19 protein-coding genes are annotated in these 19206 nt (G+C 39.0%); 5 read left to right on the top strand and 14 right to left on the bottom strand.

The features are described from left to right. Positions 1–109 precede the first annotated feature (109 nt). The 6 genes from R2S08_RS27595 to R2S08_RS27570 all read right to left on the bottom strand — a co-directional run bounded on the left by R2S08_RS27595 (position 110) and on the right by R2S08_RS27570 (position 4644). Positions 110–1438 (bottom strand): FecR family protein, encoded by a 1329-nt coding sequence (locus R2S08_RS27595; protein WP_316838128.1) that lies wholly within the window; start codon positions 1436–1438, stop codon positions 110–112. A gap of 130 nt (positions 1439–1568) precedes the next feature. Continuing rightward, positions 1569–2249 carry an Abi family protein gene (locus tag R2S08_RS27590; RefSeq protein WP_410479543.1) on the bottom strand — a complete coding sequence of 227 codons (681 nt, stop codon included), beginning with the start codon at positions 2247–2249 and terminating at the stop codon, positions 1569–1571. Positions 2250–2526: 277 nt separating this feature from the next. After that, entirely contained in the window at positions 2527–3024 is a 498-nt protein-coding gene (locus tag R2S08_RS27585) for a GNAT family N-acetyltransferase (protein ID WP_316838127.1), read from the bottom strand. A gap of 140 nt (positions 3025–3164) precedes the next feature. After that, on the bottom strand, positions 3165–3737 hold the full coding sequence (locus R2S08_RS27580) for an RNA polymerase sigma-70 factor (RefSeq protein ID WP_316838126.1): 573 nt from the start codon (positions 3735–3737) through the stop codon (positions 3165–3167). A gap of 325 nt (positions 3738–4062) precedes the next feature. Next, complete coding sequence (locus tag R2S08_RS27575; RefSeq protein ID WP_316838125.1) at positions 4063–4224, bottom strand: hypothetical protein; 162 nt, start codon at positions 4222–4224, stop codon at positions 4063–4065. Between the two features lie 249 nt (positions 4225–4473). Then, a complete protein-coding gene (locus R2S08_RS27570) occupies positions 4474–4644 on the bottom strand; it encodes a PD-(D/E)XK nuclease family transposase (protein WP_316838124.1) in 171 nt (56 codons plus the stop codon). A gap of 295 nt (positions 4645–4939) precedes the next feature. Between R2S08_RS27570 and R2S08_RS27565 the strand changes: the two genes are divergently transcribed. Further along, positions 4940–5893, top strand: a complete 954-nt coding sequence (locus R2S08_RS27565; RefSeq protein WP_316838123.1) for a hypothetical protein — start codon at positions 4940–4942, stop codon at positions 5891–5893. Positions 5894–6476: 583 nt separating this feature from the next. Here R2S08_RS27565 and R2S08_RS28920 read toward each other — a convergent pair. The 3 genes from R2S08_RS28920 to R2S08_RS27555 all read right to left on the bottom strand — a co-directional run bounded on the left by R2S08_RS28920 (position 6477) and on the right by R2S08_RS27555 (position 8155). After that, a complete protein-coding gene (locus R2S08_RS28920) occupies positions 6477–6689 on the bottom strand; it encodes a DUF5808 domain-containing protein (protein ID WP_410479542.1) in 213 nt (70 codons plus the stop codon). A gap of 287 nt (positions 6690–6976) precedes the next feature. Continuing rightward, positions 6977–7705 (bottom strand): AAA family ATPase, encoded by a 729-nt coding sequence (locus R2S08_RS27560; protein ID WP_316838122.1) that lies wholly within the window; start codon positions 7703–7705, stop codon positions 6977–6979. Between the two features lie 30 nt (positions 7706–7735). Further along, positions 7736–8155, bottom strand: coding sequence for a GNAT family N-acetyltransferase (locus R2S08_RS27555; protein ID WP_316838121.1), 420 nt, complete (start codon positions 8153–8155; stop codon positions 7736–7738). A gap of 299 nt (positions 8156–8454) precedes the next feature. On the opposite strand from R2S08_RS27555, the gene R2S08_RS27550 reads away from it, so the two are divergent. Further along, positions 8455–9261 carry an Rpn family recombination-promoting nuclease/putative transposase gene (locus tag R2S08_RS27550; RefSeq protein WP_316838120.1) on the top strand — a complete coding sequence of 269 codons (807 nt, stop codon included), beginning with the start codon at positions 8455–8457 and terminating at the stop codon, positions 9259–9261. 235 nt (positions 9262–9496) lie between these two features. Further along, positions 9497–10042 (top strand): hypothetical protein, encoded by a 546-nt coding sequence (locus R2S08_RS27545; RefSeq protein WP_316838119.1) that lies wholly within the window; start codon positions 9497–9499, stop codon positions 10040–10042. 257 nt (positions 10043–10299) lie between these two features. Here R2S08_RS27545 and R2S08_RS27540 read toward each other — a convergent pair whose 3' ends face one another. Continuing rightward, complete coding sequence (locus R2S08_RS27540; RefSeq protein ID WP_316838118.1) at positions 10300–10932, bottom strand: hypothetical protein; 633 nt, start codon at positions 10930–10932, stop codon at positions 10300–10302. Positions 10933–11099: 167 nt separating this feature from the next. Here R2S08_RS27540 and R2S08_RS27535 point away from each other — a divergent pair, with 167 nt between their 5' ends. Then, complete coding sequence (locus R2S08_RS27535) at positions 11100–12209, top strand: DUF2339 domain-containing protein (RefSeq protein WP_316838117.1); 1110 nt, start codon at positions 11100–11102, stop codon at positions 12207–12209. A 25-nt stretch (positions 12210–12234) separates the two neighbouring features. After that, a complete protein-coding gene (locus tag R2S08_RS27530) occupies positions 12235–13434 on the top strand; it encodes a DUF2339 domain-containing protein (RefSeq protein WP_316838116.1) in 1200 nt (399 codons plus the stop codon). Between the two features lie 119 nt (positions 13435–13553). Here the strand turns inward: R2S08_RS27530 and R2S08_RS27525 are convergent, their stop codons facing one another. The 4 genes from R2S08_RS27525 to R2S08_RS27510 form a co-directional block, all read right to left on the bottom strand. Further along, positions 13554–14165, bottom strand: a complete 612-nt coding sequence (locus R2S08_RS27525) for a GIN domain-containing protein (RefSeq protein ID WP_316838115.1) — start codon at positions 14163–14165, stop codon at positions 13554–13556. A gap of 389 nt (positions 14166–14554) precedes the next feature. Continuing rightward, complete coding sequence (locus tag R2S08_RS27520) at positions 14555–14944, bottom strand: hypothetical protein (RefSeq protein ID WP_316838114.1); 390 nt, start codon at positions 14942–14944, stop codon at positions 14555–14557. A gap of 14 nt (positions 14945–14958) precedes the next feature. Further along, entirely contained in the window at positions 14959–18510 is a 3552-nt protein-coding gene (locus R2S08_RS27515) for a DUF6443 domain-containing protein (protein ID WP_316838113.1), read from the bottom strand. A gap of 12 nt (positions 18511–18522) precedes the next feature. Continuing rightward, positions 18523–19206: RHS repeat domain-containing protein (locus R2S08_RS27510; RefSeq protein WP_316838112.1), on the bottom strand; the 684-nt coding region annotated here is incomplete at its 5' end.

The following is a 19206-nucleotide window of genomic DNA, read 5'->3' as shown; positions in this document are numbered from 1 at the left end:
AACCTGGTCGTATTAACTTCCTTTGCCTTTAATCTTTTTCATTTTTTTTGTCGGTTAATATTAGTTGATATGGTTATTTAAGGGCTGGTTAGGCCCGGATTTGATGATTCTATTCTACTTTCACAGTATTGCCATCTATCGTGAATTTTATTTTACTGGTTTTTTGCAGCATTCTTAACACGCTGGATACGTTATCGGCACGTGATACGACGCCACTAAAAGTGGTGTTGTTTTTATCGGTACTGGTGTATATAATGGTGACGTTATACCACCGCGCCACCCTGCGAAGGATACTAGGTAAGGGTTCACTTTCAAAAATGAACTGCCCGTTCTTCCAGTCCACAGCAAGCGCAGGATCTACTTGTTTTACCACTATTTTACCATTAACCAGCACAGATTGTTCATTAGGTTTGAGCACCAGGCCAAACCTCTCTCCTCCCCGAGGAGAGATCCCCCTTGCGGGGAGAGAGGAGTTTGAGTTACCAGCACTTCCATTAACCCTCTCTGCCCCGTGGGCATCTCTCCCTGAAAGGGCGAGAGGTTGCAGGGTGCTTACCTGCACGGAGCCTTCTAGCAAAGTTGTTTTAGTACCCGGTTCATCGGCATAACTGTTAATATTAAAATGTGTACCCAGTACAGTAACCTCCTGATTTTTGGATTTCACCACAAAAGGTTGGAGTTTATTCTTAAATATTTCAAAGTAGGCTTCGCCACTAAGTTCAACTACCCGCTGCCCACGCCCATTAAAGGAAACAGGATAAATCAATTTAGAAGCGGCGTTAAGCCATACTTTGGATCCGTCAGGGAGCCGGATCTGATACTGCCCCCCACGGGGCGTCTCGATTGTGTTAAGAGCATTCGAATATTTTACCCCATCGCTGCTAGCCCCATCGCTACCTCTCGCCCCTTCGGGGAGAGATCCCCCTTGTGGGGAGAGAGGGGCCTTCGCGGTATATATTACCTGCCCATCGGCAGTTTTTGTAATCTCTACCCCCGCTTCCTTAGCAAGCTCACCATTAGCCGCATCGGTTAGGGATACGCGTTTACCATTCGATAAAACCAAGTAGGCCTTGTTGCCTCCGGGTTTGATGTCGTTAACCAGGTCTCTCGTCGCTGCGCTTCCCTCGAGATGACGAAGTGTGTTAGTATAGCGGCTATAAAACAACAAGCCCAAGCCAACAACCAAAAGAACAGCTGCTGCCGCAGCGATACGTGACCATAAGCGTGTTGCTCTACTTGCAGAAAAACTTCCGATTTCAGCTTCGATAGCACCACGCATTTCACGGCTGGCTGTCTCAATATCAAACTGAGAAGGAAGCTTGGTCTTACCATCCAAATACTTAAGAAAATAAGTGTCTACCAATTGCTTTTCTTCCGAACTGCAGTTGCCGTCGATATACTTTGCAATGAGTTGTTCTGCTTCTGATCTGGTCATCATATCTTAAGAATTTAATCCCCTTTAAATACATGTCCGTTCAACTTTACAAAAATCCCGAGATTTTTTATTTTTTTTTCAATACAGCTGATTTACATCTTTTAGCGGCAGGATAAATATATTCGTAAACTTGCTATAAGGCGTCAATTTCACTACAGACAGTTAAAATATGATCCAATCCGTAAAGAAGAGATCCCTCGTCTATCTGCATCCATTGAAAAAGTTGTAATATTAAATTATAATGCTGTCTCGCATAGGCAGTGTTTCTAATAGGTTGTCCTGGGAGAAAGCATATTGGTTCATGATGAGCCATTCTATTCCTAATGTCATTGAGATGTGCCAATTGATTAAAAATATAAATATTGTTGTATTGAATTGCCGGGCTAGAAGCTGGTTTTGACGGAAATATACCCAGAAGAATTCTACTTGTTGCATTAAATTGATTTTGGGCAAACATATACCGCCAAAATCCGAACCCCAGCTCTGCAACCAATTTAAAATGAGTATAGTGGTGAAGTTTTCCAATCGCTTCGTTAATATTCTGCTTTGTTAATCTGCAACGGTTATTATCAAAAATCCCCCCTGCAACAGCGCCATTTCTCAGCCAGTCATTTCCTAAAAAAGCAACACATTTTTTATCAATGGCATTGCGCAATGCTACTTCAAAACAGCTTATTACTGTAAAGAGTTCTTGGGATAGCTGTAAATTTTTTCTGTAAAGCGTCATAGTTTTCCTAGTATTTCCTGCACAAGCGGTTAAATAGCGGTCCATTCTTGCATTGGTCATGACAGTTACGAAATCCGAATACCTCATTAATTTAGACTTGTTATTTTAAAAGATTAGATTTATATTTGTGTTATCTTATTCCCGTTAGTCCCTGAAGCAATTCAAACTAGCGGGTTTCGTTTTTTATAGAGTAAAATGTTTTCTTCCTCTACTCTTTCTACTTCCTACAATGCTATGTAAAGTATATTTCATTATCATTAAGCAACTCATTTACAATAAAAACTCATCATCAAAAGATATAAACTATAAATACAGCTGATTTACATCTTTTTAGTAGCGGTAAGTTTATTCAACCATGCCCTTATCATAGCGCTTTTTCATAACAATAGAAATCTCCTTTTCTGAATGTAACCATTCCTCTTTTTCTGTAACCATTATTTTCATACAAACTGAGAGCAGAAGGGTTCCCGGAAAATGCATCTAACCTTATAGATGTATACCTATTGTTAATCGCAAACTGCTCTGAAAATTTGAGCAATTCTTTTGCAATTCCCCGTCGTTGAAATTTAGGGCGTACACACAACCTGTGCATCACCAAAGGACTTTCATGATCTAATTCCCATTCAACACTTGAATATTCCGCAGATTGATTCCCATCCAGAACCACAATTCCAGCCAATTCCAGGTCTTCAAAAACCCCAAACATTGCTTCTGCATGTATATCATCGAATAAGACCTTATAATTTGGATAAACGTCGTCCCACTGATCTATTTCATTATTTTTCATCTCAGAAATAACCTCTTTAATTAAGCACATTACTTCATTAATATCTTGAGGGTTTATTTTTAATATATTTTTCATTTATATCGAGCTTATGCGATTTGCAGACTAAAGTATTTAAAAGTTTAAAATTAGAACAAAATGTACCCAACCTAATTTATGCGACACTGTCGCATAAATTTGATAAGCTAGAAAAAACTGCCTCATACGGGTTAGATTTTTCAATACAACCAAAATACCACGATCAAACTCAAGCCAACCTTTAGCCTTAGGGTCTTAACCGCATTACTCATTAGGTTCCGAACCGTCTTTTCCGACAGATTCATTTCAGCAGCAATTTCTTCTGTAGATTTAAATTCAAATCTGCTCATCCTGAAAATACGGGCCATCTTTTCCGGAAGTGCATTTACATGCTGCTCTACCTCTGCCATCAGTTCCTTATCCAGAATATAAAGATCCGTAGCCGCAATACCTTCCTGCATAACGTTTAAAAAATCCTCAGCATATTCCGTTCTTACCTTACGGTGAGCAACCAGCTTCAAAAACTTATACCGAACCGCCGTATACAGATACGGCGATAAGGAAGATGAAAAGACAACAGTTTCTCTTTTTTCCCAAAGTGAAATAAACAGCTCCTGTACCATATCCTTCGCATCATTCTCCTCTCCATTGGTAATCCGAAAAGCATAAACATACAGCAACGCGTTATAACGGCTATAAATCTCATTAAACGCAGCTTTATCCCCCTCCTTAAGCAAAGCAGTTAATTCAACATCAGAAAGTTTATTGTACATCCTCATCGTTACATATTGCTATGGCAAAGCCGGTTACTTCATAAACGCACAGATAGGGTTAGTTTAAAAGTAGCAAAAACTTTTGGCAATAGTAAATAATTAAAACGAATATATGGTTACTATTTTTTCACATAACAAAAAATATTATTCAACAACTATAGTTTAAAGCAAAATTTTGCGTAAAAAATGCGATAGACATAGAGAAAACCCGGAAGAAAATCCGGGTATAATCGCCCAGCAGATGGGATTTTATAGCAAAGCCAACTTTCTTTAAGCCGGCTTTACTAAAACAGATGTTAAATTTAGGTTTTGCCCTTATTTAAAGCTAAGCTGGTACAGAAGTAAGCGGCTTAGCACAAGAATCCACCCGAATTGCCCATTGGTAATTGTCGGGATCATGGATACAAACAGGTTTAAAATCACCTTCGGCAAATTGGAGCGACGCAGCCAGGAGTAATAAGAGAACAATAATTCTTTTTGAGATCATCAGATTTAATTTTAATATCCACAGATAGATTAATTATATCAGCAAAGTTGAGCAATAGAAAAATCACAGACGCCGTTATTTTCCGGTATTTAGCGTCTATTTTTCTGGAACATAAAAAAACTTCCCCAAATTCAGAAGGGTGTTTATTAACTACATAACTATCATCAGGAAACTGACTAGGGAAGTATTTTACCAGGCACAGATTGGTGGTTAACAAGAACTACCTAATATGGAGAATTCATGTAAATGTTAGAAGAAGAAAAATCTTCTAGCATTATTGTAGGTAAGATCTACAATCCGCTTTCTCCCCTTGAAAACTTCATTTAAGAAGGCAATCAGCAAGTCCCGGTTTTGGTCGACACTGAAAATTCTCTTAAAGGACAGATCAAGAAGTGGATCAACATACTTCGTATTACTCATAATTTACACTTGATTTTTTAAAAATGACTTCAAGTGTAACGATAGTTTTTCCAAATAAAAAATTTCATAAAAATCTGTAAATCAATATTTTGCAGTCTATTTAAAATAAAAATATGGCACTAGAAAATATTATAGAAATTCGATCCATTCCCCGGTCTGCACCCTAACTAAACTGCGTAATAATAAACGAGAGCTGAAAATCCAAATTCAACAAACAATTCTCCATAATAAATATTTTTTCTATTTTTTTTGTATTTGTTTTTTATTTAGAAATATCGCATCTACATTAGCATAAATGAGAGCAGCAGAAAAACGAACTAACTCGCCAGAGCAGAAAAACGGCAAAAAACCAAGAAAAAAAAGTGACGAGCTTTTAAAAGGAGCCTTCCAAGACAACTTTCTAGATTTTCTCCGCTTCGTCTACCCAGATGCCCAGAAAGTATTAGATTTTGACAAAGGCATAGAATTTCTTGACAAGGAACTCTTTTCCATAATCCCTAATAGAGAAAGGAAAAGAGATAAACGCGTGGCAGACCTTTTGGCGAGAGTTTACTTAAAAAATGGCACTGAGAAGTGGATCCTCCTCAATGTAGAAATCGAGGGTGGTGACGACACTCAGTTTGCATACCGCCTATTACAATACAATTACAGGATTAGAGATAAATATAATGTCTCTGTAGCTACTATTGCTGTCTTTACCGGCGATAAAAATCAAAAAAGACAAACCAACTATCGAGATGAGCTATTAGGAACAGTGCTTTCATTCAGATACACCAGCTATCACGTTTTTGATCATCATCAGAGCGCACTCCTCAAAAACAAGAATCCATTTGCATTGATTGCACTGGCTTGCCAAAAAGCATTATTAGAAGGTAAAATTCCAGAAGACGACCTTAATACCCAAAGACTGGATATTGTAAAAGCATTACTCACCCAGAATTATGATCCAGACAGAGTAAGGAGCTTCATTCTGTTTATTAAAAATTTCATATTTATTAAAGATCAAGATATTAATCGTAAATTTGATGAGCAATTAGAAACAATCATGGAAGGAACAAACGATAGAGAACCGGTAGGCGTCATAGAAGTACTAAGAATGCAGGCAATACGGGACGCAAAGATGGAAGAAAGAACCAAAGCTCTTGAAGAAAAGAAAGAAATAGCAAGGAATTTTAAACAAAATGGAATTAGTTTAGATATTATTGCAAAGTCCACAAAACTTCCCTTAAAGCTCATTAAATCCTTATAGCTTCATAAGAAATATACCTCCCATCCGGTCTGCACCCAAGAAAATATGATTTACTGTGCGAACCTTAGAACCTGTTAAGGTTCAGAGAGCTCAGAAAACATATTTTCAAACTAAACTAACATCAGCTTGAACCCTGATTAGGAAAGTAATTATCTTATATTTGAACTAATAGATAAAAAAAAGCAGCTTATGGCTACTATAAGGAAAACCACAGCAAGCCAAGGTAGTGATGGAACTATCGCTACACTAGAAGGCAATAGAAGTCACGCTAACGACCCCTACGTTGTAAAAAAAGTAGAACAAGCAAAAGCGTTTATTAATAAGGTCGGCTTGCCTAAGACTACAAAATAATCGAATTAAAAATTATATCAAAAATGCCCTTGAACAAATTCAAGGGCATTTTTATTTATAGAATCAAAATTTTGGTCGGCAGCAACAAATTTTTTCCCCTTCACCTCCCAATCCGGTCTGCACCCAAGAAAATATGATTTACTGTGCGAACCTTAGAACCTGTTAAGGTTCAGAGAGCTCAGAAAACATATTTTCAAACTAAACTTATTGACATCAGCTTGAACCCTGTTTATCAAATATATCCAAAAATATAAAGAGGAATAATTATGACAAGTACAGGAAATAAGATGATAAAAACAAAAAGCAAATATGATTTCCTGTGTGCCCAATTGAAATCTTGACCAATACCTATTCTCTTCTCCACATACAATGAAGGATCATCGGGGTTATAATAAAACAAGCCTAGCTTATAAAATTTAGAGTTTTGTTTTTTGATAGCGCTCATGAATAAATATAAAAAATTAGCCTGACATTGGCAATTAAGCAACAAAAATTTTTCCCTTTCACCCCCCAATCCGATCTGCACCCAAGAAAATATGATTTACTGCGCGAACCTTAGAACCTGTTAAGGTTCAGAGAGCTCAGAAAACATATTTTCAAACTAAACTTCGTAACATCAGCTTGAACCCTTAGTGGAGTCTTGTTGGGATAAATGGTACCCTTATCCCAACAAAACCCCACTAAAATATACGCCAGGCACGAACGCCCCCAGTAGAACGTATAAAATACCAGCTATTGATTCAATAGAATTTCCATCATTTCTTTATGGTTATTCAAAAAGTACTTCGTCACCATGTAATGTTCAGTTTCCTCATATTTAACGCTCCTGATACCCGAATCATCAAGCTGATAAATCTTAGCATTAGGATACGCCAGTAAAATAGGAGAATGCGTAGCAATAATAAACTGAGAGTTTCTATGAACAAGATTATTAATTGCCGTTAAAGCCGCCAATTGTCTGCTCGGTGATAAAGCAGCCTCGGGCTCATCAAAAATATAAAGCCCGCCCCCACTAAGCTTATTGGTTAATGTAGCCATAAAAGACTCTCCATGAGAACATTCATGCAAAGAACGGACACCATACCCTTTGGTATAATCAACTTCATCCATATAAGTAGCCACGTTATAAAAACTTTCTGCCCGCAAAAAATACGAGTCATTCGGCTTTTTAAAACTCCTTACTGTTGCCAAATATTTAGATAACGGCGATGCGTTATCATGGGTTTGAAAATTAACGTTTTTCGTTCCACCCTCTATTCCAAAACCAAGGCTTAGGGCTATTCCTTCAACCAGTGTTGATTTACCTGCTCCGTTCTCTCCGACAATAAAAGTAACATCCGGATGAAAGTCCATAGAAAGTAAAGTACTGATCGCCGGTATATTAAACGGATATTCATCAAACGAGGGAACAAGTTCACGTTTGAAATTTATGCTTTGCAAATAAGGCTTAGCATTCGTCATATTCTGGATTATTTAAATGATTTTTGAATTTTAAAACGCTTTCAGGAAAGCCATACCACGAGATTTTGGCCAGACCTCTTTAAAATCATAGATTTCATACAATTTGAAGGCCTCACCATCAGCAATTAGACTTATATAGCAGGAAACTGGTAAATGTTCGTCAATAAAGTCCTTTAGTTTTTGCATAATGAGCTTACCCAGTCCCTTTTTCTGATGATCAGGAAGGACACAAATATCCACAACCTGGCAATGACAGGCACCATCACCAATAATCCTCCCCATCCCTACAGGCTGGTTATTATTTTCGGTATCAATTATGACAACACAGCAAACAGAGTTTTTCAACCCGGTCACTGCAGCTTCCATTGTTTTAGAGCTTAATCCACTTGACACTCTAAGATGAATGTAGGTTTCGGGAGTTACGGTTTCGTAAACAGCTTGATATTTCATATGACCATAAAGTTATACTAATATTTTTAGTATTCATAATTTAATAGAAGGTCTTTGATAAACAGAATTCTTGTTTTCTACCATCTGACTCTATATGCTTACCAGAAAATAGGCTATTATATATGCCAACCCACAATAAAAATAAACCAACAGGACCGATTTTGTTATTGTTCATAATCAACCAATTTCACCAGGACAAAACCGTCATTTGTTTAACTTACCAGATAGTTTCTGCAAAGATCGACAGTTATTTTTTATTAGAATTTCCCATCTCTACATTGGTGCAATTCAGATAAAATATGACAGAAAAATTTAATGGACCCGAACAGGGCAGCATGTATGACAAAGTCTTTAAAGAAAATATGGAAGGCACCTTACCAGACATTATTAAAGACGTGCTCCATCTCCATATCGTTAAAAGCGAAGAGATCGCAGATGATGTTCAGCACACCAAAGAACGCAAACCTGATCTTTTAAAAAGAGTTGAAGACGACCAGGGAAAAGTCTTTATACTTCACATTGAATACCAGCGCGACAACGAGAAAAATATGGCTTTCCGCATGGCAGAATACAGCATCATGCTGCAAAGAAAATATGGATTGCCAGTGACACAGTTTGTGATTTACATTGGTGCAGGGAAACCCAATATGCCCATGCGGATCAGGAACAAATACCTCCATTTCTGGTATAACCTGCTTACATTTTCGGAGATCGATTACCAGGTATTTCTAAACTCAGATAAAATAGAACAAAAGATGCTGGCTATCCTCGGTGATCTCCAGATTGAGGATACAGAAATGATCTTACAACAGATCGTTCACGAAATAGAAAACAAAGGTATTGGAGAATTAGAACAAGGAAGATATTTAAAACAATTGCGCGTTTTGATGCAATTGCGTAATTTAGAAAAAACATCAATCAAAAATATGGCACTAACAGGAAAAATATTTGTAGAAGAAAAGGACATCTTGTACATCAGAGGTGAAATTAATGGCGAGCACAAAAAAGCCTTAGATGTTGCGCAGGAATTGAAGAACGAAGGATGTTCTTCATCATTTATAGCCAAAATCACCAAACTTTCGATCCAGGAAATCGAAGCTATTTAGTACCCTCCCCCCAGTTCTTCCAATTCTTGGAAGAACGCGCGCCAAACATTCCAATTTTCTGCGCATAACCACAAAATACAATATTAAAACCTACATTATAGGGACAATCACCTACACAATTGATGAAATCGCTAAAACAAAAACGTTTCACCCATTTTGCCCCTATTAGACCAACAGCTGGGTAACCATCAACGAAGAATACCAGCGCGACAACGAGAAAAATATGGCTTTCCGCATGGCAGAATACAGCATCATGCTGCAAAGAAAATATGGACTGCCAGTGACCCAGTTTGTCATTTACATTGGTGCAGGAAAACCTAATATGCCCATGCGGATCAGGAACAAATACCTCCATTTCTGGTATAACCTGCTTACATTTTCGGAGATCGATTACCAGGTATTTCTAAACTCAGATAAAATAGAACAAAAGATGCTGGCTATCCTCGGTGATCTCCAGATTAAGGATACAGAAATGATCTTACAACAGATCGTTCACGAAATAGAAAACAAAGGCATTGGAGAATTAGAACAAGGAAGATATTTAAAACAATTGCGCGTTTTGATGCAATTGCGTAATTTAGAAAAAACATCAATCAAAAATATGGCACTAACAGGAAAAATATTTGTAGAAGAAAAGGACATCTTATACATCAGAGGTGAAATCAAAGGAGAGCACAAAAAGGCCTTAGAAATGGGTCTTAAAATGAAAATGAATGGTGAGCCTCTTTCCAAAATCATAGAATATACTGAGCTCTCAGTTCAGGAAATCGAAGCTCTTTAGTACCCCTCCCCCTAGTTCTTCCAATTCTTGGAAGAACGCGCGCCAAACAATCCAATTTTCTGCACATAACCGCAAAATACGATATTCAAACCTACATTATAGGGCAAGTCACCTACCGAATTGATGTAATCACTAAAACAGGAATAGCGGACATCAGTTAGATAACTCCAAACAAGGCATCATTTAAAAGTTTCTTTCTGTATTCACGAACTAAGTTTTTTAAGCCAAAACCCGCGTTATAATTCATTTGTTTTTAATTATTTAAGCAATTCTGGATCCATAGTATTGGAATAATAATCGTAAATATTCATTCCATTAGGATCATCGCTATTGGCTATACGTGTTCCCTTTTTAACAACGATGAAATTAGACTCAAAGAATTTCTTACCGTCGTTTGCAATCTGGTTCCGCTGATAAAAAATAATCCACGCCTGGAGAGCAGGTACATCCCAGAGGAACGATTCCCCATCTCCTCTTGCTGCGACTTTTTGAAATTTTGGATATTTTGCTTTAAGGTCATTTATAATTTCCCTGCTTTCATCCTGGTTCACAGAGCTATATTTAAAACCCAGATAACTAGCTTCGCCGTTAATATAAATCAGCAATTTATTGTGGGCTTCAGAATTTGGATAAGTATAGGAACTGATCTTTATCCCATCAATAGAGTAATTATTCGGCTCATCGTCGATATATCCCCTTAGACCAAAAAAAATATCCCTACCGGATTTCAATTGTTTATCCCCTTTAAACAGTTTTGATACATCCTGATCAAATTTTAAAGACAACAGATCAGTTTTGGACTGACAGCCAAGAAAGAATGGAACTAAAGCAAAAATCCAAAGGATTCTTATACTTACTCTTAAGGTCGAATTTAATCTAGGTATTGCCATCTTGAACGTATTTTTAGCATTTATTTAACAAATCCAAGTTATAAAAAGTTCTCTGATAAATGAGCCCAATATATATAGACTACTGTAAATCAAGCACCATCAGTCCTGCACATTTCACCAATATATTTATATATTTAAGACCATAATGCTCAAAAAAAGAAAATAGGATGAATAATTCCGAAAAATTAGATCTGCTTTTACTGAAACTGGAAAATCTACAGGTAAGACAAGCAGACTTCGACGCTGAGATCAAAGCGCTACAATCAGAGATCAGGTCAATTCAATTCCCATCAACAGAACCTGATGCACCTCTGGCCGCTCCAAGTATTCCTCAACCGCGACCACAAAAGCCACCAGTATTTACGCCAGCAAAAAGGCCGGTGCCCCCTTCTTTTCCAAACCAGTTTAGCCGGAAAGCAATGGATAAATCTGACCTGGAGAAGTTTGTTGGTGAAAATCTGATCAGTAAAATCGGTATTCTAATCCTGATTATCGGAGTGGGTATCGGAGCAAAATATGCCATTGACCATGATATGATCAGTCCTTTAACCCGTATCATTCTGGGCTACCTGGTTGGTGGCTGTCTGTTTGGTTTTGCGGTTAAACTTAAAGCCAAATACGAGAATTTTTCTGCAGTGCTCATTAGTGGTGCTATTGCCATATTGTATTTCATCACCTTTGCCGCCTACGATTCTTATGCGCTGATTCCTCAGGCCCTGACGTTTATACTCATGGTGATATTTACCGTTTTTGCGGTCATTACGGCTACAAAATACAACAAACAAGTGATTGCACATATAGGTTTAGTGGGTGCCTATGGTGTTCCCTTTTTACTCAGTGATGGTTCCGGGAAGGTCGTCGTGCTGTTCAGCTATATGGCTATCATCAATATTGGTATCCTGATCATAAGTTTCAAACGGTACTGGAAACCCATGCTGTATGTTTCCTTTGGACTTACCTGGTTGATCTTTCTGGGTTGGGCCATTTTTAAAACCGATGCAGCAAACTATTTAAGCCTGGGGCTGATCTTCTCTACCATCTTCTCTTTCACTTTCTACCTCAGCAGCCTGGCCTATAAAGTCAAAAAAGAGGAGTCTTTTGGCCTATCAGATGTGCTCATCATTCTGCTCAATTCTTTTGTTTACTATGGCATCGGTTATTTTATCCTCAACATTGATATTACAGGTGCAAAATTACTTGGTCTGTTTACCCTCTGCAATGCAGTTATTCATTTGGTGGTAAGCCTGATTCTTTATAAAAAAAAACCTCGCCGATAAGAAATTGTTCTACCTCATTTTGGCTATGGTCATCACCTTTATCACTGTTGCGATACCGGTACAATTGAATGGTGGATATGTGACCATTCTCTGGACGATGGAAGCCGCTCTGCTGTTATATCTGGGCCTGGTAAAAAACATTGCGATCTATGAAAAACTCGCTCTGCCATTGGTCATCCTGTCCGCTTTGAGTATCCTGGAAGATTGGATCTGCTATCACGGGGCCAATTCTCCGACCGAAGAAATAATCAAGCCCATACTCAACGTAGACTTCCTGACGGCCTGTATTTCCATTGCCGCATTTGCATGGATGTACCGCGTGAGCAGAAAGACAAATGACAACCCGGATAAATCCGTTTGGGTTGAAAACACCCTGGCTTACCTCATTCCTACTGTCTTATTAGCAGTTTGCTATATGACTTTTAGAATGGAGATCAGTAAATATTTCGATGGAATGCTAGCAAAAACGATGGTCACCATTAAGCCGACAGTAGCTACAGACCACCCTGGTTATGCGGTTAACCATGACTATACATTATTGAAAACCGCATGGATCTATATATATACCTTATTCTTTGCCGCAATACTCATTATGGTTAATCTTAAAAAGATCAGGATGGAGAAACTGGCTACAGTTTGCATGATGATTAGTCTGGTTACCATCCTGGCTTTCCTGACCGCAGGACTTTATAATTTAACCGAACTGCGTAACAGCTATCAGTCGCAGCTTGATCAATACTTCCCCAGCGGGCCTATGAATATCGGCATCCGCTATATTTCTCTTGCGTTCTTTGCCTTGCTCCTGTTTCAGTGTTACTATTTGGACCGGTCGGGTCTCTTAAAGAAGAACATCAAAAACGGATTCGATTATGTATTGCACATTTCTCTATTATGGATCCTGAGTAGCGAACTCATTAATATCATTTCTCTGATAGGATTAGAGAATAGTGATAAGCTTGGGCTCAGCATTCTTTGGGGTGTATATTCGTTATTTTTAATCATCCTGGGCTTTGCGAAAAAGAAAAAGCACCTGAGGATTGGCGCCATTGCTTTGTTTGCTGTTACCTTGGCTAAACTGTTTTTATATGACCTGGGAGACCTGGGTACCATTGCAAAAACGGTTGTTTTTGTGTCCTTAGGAGGCTTGCTATTGATCATTTCCTTTTTGTACAACAAATACAAACACCTGATCACTGATGATTCGGAGATGGAGAAATTAGTTTGATGTTCCCGTTTCAGCGCTGCATTTCATTTTCATGCACAGGTCTCGGGGCATAAAACACTGAGCCCGGCCATCTTTACAGACGCCGGGCTCAGATTTTGACAAATATTTTAAGCCGTTGATTATTTGGAAGTGCTGTTCGAAACACCTGCTATTTTGATGGCAAAAACCGGACTGGAAGAATCTGTTTTTAATGCTGCAAAATGGGCTACATTCAGATTCGAATCGTTATCCTTTTCTGATAAATGGTGGTCGGTGGATCCACTTAGTTTCAAGGTAGAAGCATCTTTAACTACAGTATATACATCCTGTGCAACAACATTCACATCTACCTTTGCTTTGTCCTGTACAAAAACCTGAAGTAAAGACAAGTTGAAACGACCTGTTGATTTTACCACAGCGTTTTCAGAAGCTTCAATTCTTTTCAGATCTTTTACTGTTAAAAATACAGTGGCTCTTTCATTACCTGTGGCATTGATCAGCAGTTTATTGCCCTCTCTTTTAAAAGATACTTTAGTCTCCGACTGCTCAGTTTCTACACGAACGTTTTCCTTGGTTCCCTGGCACAGGTAAACCAGTACATTACCTTTTACTTTGATCATGTTATAACCTGAGGCTACAACGGATGATGATGGGTTTTTATCACCTTCTTTTGCGAAGGTGGTAAAAGCAGATGAGGTTAAAACGATAGCGGTGAATGCTGTTGCGAATAAGGTTTTGATAGCGGTTTTCATATCTTTATGTTTTAAGTTTTTTAATTCTCTTTGTACATAAGACACGCTCAATATCAAAACGTTGCAGCGGTTTTAGCCCTATTAGACCAACAGCAGTGTAACCATCGACAAACAGTCAGTTATTCACGACCAGCTACCGCAATAACAATGAATAGTCGTTACAGTAAACCAAATTACTTTTTAACTATACGGTATAGTAAATCGGGTTCAAATTCTTCTTTGCCATTTGCAACTGTTAATAGTATAACATCATTTTTGATTAACGGTACATCAATGGCACTAATAAAAGAATAATTATCTACTAGGTTTTTGTACCAAAGCAATAGGCTGCATATTTTGCTATGCAGCCTGTATTAAATATTCAATAATAAAATTAATTATAGAATGCTCTATTCAAACTTTCCCTTCTCTTGTAGAACCTTTAAGCTATATACCTTCTTTTCTATAATTTTAGGACTTTGCCACTCTGGACTTTGACCTTCATTTGTGCTTTTAGTAATGATAATGCTATCACCTTTGATATCTGCAGTAAGAATTTCAGAGGTATCGTCATATTTGCCCATAAATAACCTAAAACTAGATGAATCGGTTAGATAATCATAGGTCAGATCACTTCCAGGCAACCCTACTCCTAAATCACTAAAGACCTCCACATAGAGTTTACTACATGGTAATTTACTCTCATTTCTGCAAATATCGATCGTTCTTAAATGTTTCTTCTGACTGTTCCGACAGCCAGATAGTATAAAAATTAATATACAATAATAAATGACTTTCATAATTTCCTTAATTATTAACGTCGAAGAGTTTTACTCGCATCTACCATACCTTTCGTATTCCATCTAAAGTCGATCACTCTATCTCCATTAGGCGACACATTCCATATCATTTGGTTTAGGCGATTAAAAGCACTACCTATTCGAAGTCCACCAACATCTTTAGCTATTTCACCTAAACCGGCCCAAGTCCATTGCTCTCGTTGGGATACACCAGCAAACACACCTGTATAGCCAGCATGGTAATTTCCAAAATCTGCAGCGTTTAATTTACCATTTTCTCCATAGCCGAACAATGTATGAGATTCAACTTTATTCGTCATAATTTTATTTTGATCAAATTCCCACGCTACTCCAAATATTGTGTTTTTATTAGCTTTTAGATCCCATTCCTGCCCTGGCAGGACCTTGGCAATCCATTCATCCTGGGTTAAATTAGAGGCGACTTCGGCATCTCTTTCCATAATATTACTTGCAATTTCACTAACATCAATTGTGCCACCAAGCTCACCGATTTTTTTACCACCAGCAGCAGTATTAGTTTTAGAATCATAATCCTTCTTATAGTCTTTAGATGAATTAGCTCCTTGATGAACATAAACTCCGTTGTCACCATCGTTATAATTTCCAAGTACTTTTCCAAACTCATCAAGATGCACCGATTCGGGGCCCATTCCATCAGGATCGATAAACCTAATCGGATTATTAAAAGAATAATTATAAGGACTATGCCTCCTCATCTGCTCCGCCAGCGGATCCACCACATTCCATCTTCCTATCATCGGATCATAGAACCTTGCTCCATAATCTAATTGATCTAAACTCAATTCCGTCTGCTTTTCTTTATCATTATATCTGTACAAGTTATTCGGACTCGGCGTTTTTGCATTGCCTGGGTTCATCTCTAATCCAAAGGCGTAGTAGTCCTGTACCTGTGAAATCTCACCATTCTGTTTCACCATTGCCCTGGTATTACCCAAATGATCTTTTATCATGTATTCATAGGTATAGCTGGAACCTGGGATTGCCCTGCCTTCTTCGGTCTGAATGAATTCTATAGTATTATTGCTATATTCTATACCACCTATGTAATCCCGGATACTGCTTCCATAAACCTTTCTCAGCTTCTGGCCTGTGGCATCATAAGTGTAGTTCAGGGTTTCTCCTGTACTGGTCTTAGTGATGGTTTTAGGCAGGTTCAACATATTGTATGCTATTGTAATTCCTTTACGGCTGTCTGATTTCTGGTTCCCATTCTCATCATACTGGTAGTTGCTGCTTTGGACAGCGGTACCCGCATCTGTTATTCCCATCAACTGGTTCCCTTTTACAGTTCCGTTGGTATAATTATAGGCAAAATTATTGAAATATGCCGTAGAGCCATTGGTTCTTTTTAAGGTATTGATGTTACCCATCACATCATAACTCAGTTCTTCATTGAACTTATCTACTGCACCTGATGTCGCGTAACCCGCTTTGGTTAACCTGTTTAGATTATCATAATCATAGAAATAATTTTGTGTGTTTTCAGTCAGTCCAAGACCGGCAGGAACTTTGGTTTTCCAATTCATTCCGCTGATGTTTCCATTAAAGGCATTGGTCCGGTCCGCATAGGTCAGCTCCATTCCAAATATGGTTTTGGCATCCACGGTGTTGGGATCATTGACCTTGGTCATCCAGCCTCTTGGATTATAAGCATAGGTATTGCTTTGGGTAAAATTGCTGCCATCTGTGCTGTGTACAGATTTCTTCAGCAACTGCCCAACTTCATTGTAGTCCAATTTATTCAATACGACCTCCGCTGCTCCATTGATGGCTTCAAAGGAAGCCAGTTTCCTACCCATATGGTCGTATTCATAGCGGTTGGCAATGGTGGTTACTGCCGTACCCGCATGATGAACACGGTTGCTGGCTGTGAGTTCTCCTGCAAAATTGTAGGTATTTTCTATTTCATCGTAATTGTTCGCATTAACGGCTCCGCCAAGGTAATGCTGTTTATATATCTTCACCACTCTGGCTTCTTCATCGTAATAGTTCACCGTCCACAGGAAATCGTTTGTGGTGTTCAGTACTTTTACTTTACTGGCCGTGAGCAGGGTTTTGAGTTTCTTACTGTAACTGTCACTTTGGTTATTTGGAATTCCCGGAATACTGTAGTCGTCATAGTAATTGATCAGCTGGGGGTCTGTTCCATTTTGTGGAAAAGCCACATTCGTATAATCCGCTGCTGACCTGCTTTCCCAGAGTATAGTTTGCCCGTCCACCAGGCCTTGTAATGCAGCCCGGGAAAGTGTGGTGGTATTGGTATAGATTCCTGAACTTACGACCCGACCAAAAGCATCATATTTACTGTATACCCATTGTTTGTTCTTGCTCAGCAGACTATCCTGAGTAAGCACCACCTGATCGAGTTTGTTGTAGACCATCCGCTCCCACTCTTTGCCCGGGATCTTTTTCTCACTAAGCCGCTTTCTACCGTCATAACGATACCCGTAGATAAAGCTCTTAAATACAGCATCACTCTCTGTAAAACTACTGATCGGGCTTTGACCATTCTCGTTGACGGCCGGAGGCAGTACATAACGAAGGTTACCCAGGTCATCATACACATAATAGGTCGACAGGGATTTGGTATCGGTTTCCCAAATCCGTTTGAGCACCACATGGTCTTCAAAATCTTTGTATTCATCAGTGGTACCGCCTTTAAGATTGCCCTCCACCCAGTTCTCATCCTTTGTCGTCGTTTTGTATAACTTCCCGGCCGCATAGGTGCCTGATGTGGCTCCGTTTGCAGTCACCGTCCACAGTTTCACTTCTGCAGCATTGGTACCATAGCCCATCACCACAGTCCTGCCGGCTAAGTTGGTCCGGCTGGCAGCAGGCTGCCAGATGTCTCCTGGGGCACCTTGCTCCAGCACCCGGTTTAAAGGACTGGCTTCAAAGAGGGTTTGACTATAGGGGCTTGGGATGGTCGCATAGTTTTGCCCGGTCTGAGCATAAAATGTCTTTTGGGCACTGTTGCTATAGCCACTAGCTCCAGCAAGCGCGTCAGACCTGTAGCTTCCGGCGGTACCGCTGGTACTATAAGGAAGGTATTTAGTCGCTTCCCTGCCAAAAGCATCGTAAGCCATAGGCTGCACAACATCCTTAAAGCTCGGACTGCCTTGAGTAGTCACCGTTTGAAGCGGACGTCCAAGTCCGTCAAAATACTGGATGCTTTGATTTACATCACAAATATTGCGCTGGGCATCTAAATTTGCGTCAGCTACATTGGGAACTTTAAAAACCCGGGTACTGATGTAATTCTGGTTTGCGCTGGGTACACCGGCAAATGTCGCACAGTTCTTAAAACTGATCCCGGTGATGTAAATTCTTACGTTTTTACCGGATGGAATATAAAAACCAGGTTGTAACGTGACGCTTGCTTTCCCCGTGATTTCTGTTTCGTTGTTATAAACATTTACAATGTTGTCCTGCACTTGGGCTTGAGTATTCGAGGCCAGAAAAAGCGAGGCCAGGGCTACAAAGGAATATTTGATCCGCTTTGCCATGTTTGATTTTGTTTTCATATGGAGCGCTGGTTAGAGTTTATAGTGATAGATGTTGTTCTTGATGATGTTTCCATTCTGATCCTTCACGTTCTTCAGCCGCTGGAATTCATCGTATTCGTAATAAGTGGTCTGGCCCTTGGCATCGGTCTGACTTACTAACCCTACTAACGGATCATAAACAAAAGTCGAGATCTGCGCATCTGGAAGGGAACTACGAAGATTAGCAAGAAAACTATTAATCTCTGCAGTTGTAGGACTAGGTTTAATACTGAATGCAGTAATGGCTGCCCCGCCACCTAGTGCAGAAACCACGGAACTATAATCTGCATTTTTTATTTCCGCTATTGGGTATTGACCATTATAGCTCCATATATAATTAATTTTAGCACCTTTTTCTTGTGCAAGGCTCAAAGGATTTCCTTTGTTGTCATAAGCTTCGTAGCGAATACGTGTTTCATCGGTATTTGATACTGTATTGAGTACATCTACACTTCCGGGTACATAGATATTCGAAAATGGTTGAATGAAATTTCTGCGTTCTAAACTTATTTTGCCATTTTTCACGATCGTTTGTTCAACTACAGGACTAATTATATTTCTGGTAATCATGCCCTGATAGATTCCATTCGGATCACGTCCCAAACTGGCCATTTCATGTGGATACTTATAATTAACCTCTCTGGTCAGCCCATCGCTGGTTGAAATTGTTTCCTT

It is taken from the genome of Pedobacter nutrimenti, from assembly GCF_032678445.1.
Classification (GTDB): domain Bacteria; phylum Bacteroidota; class Bacteroidia; order Sphingobacteriales; family Sphingobacteriaceae; genus Pedobacter; species Pedobacter nutrimenti_A.
This window is presented reverse-complemented; position numbering and strand designations above follow the sequence as displayed.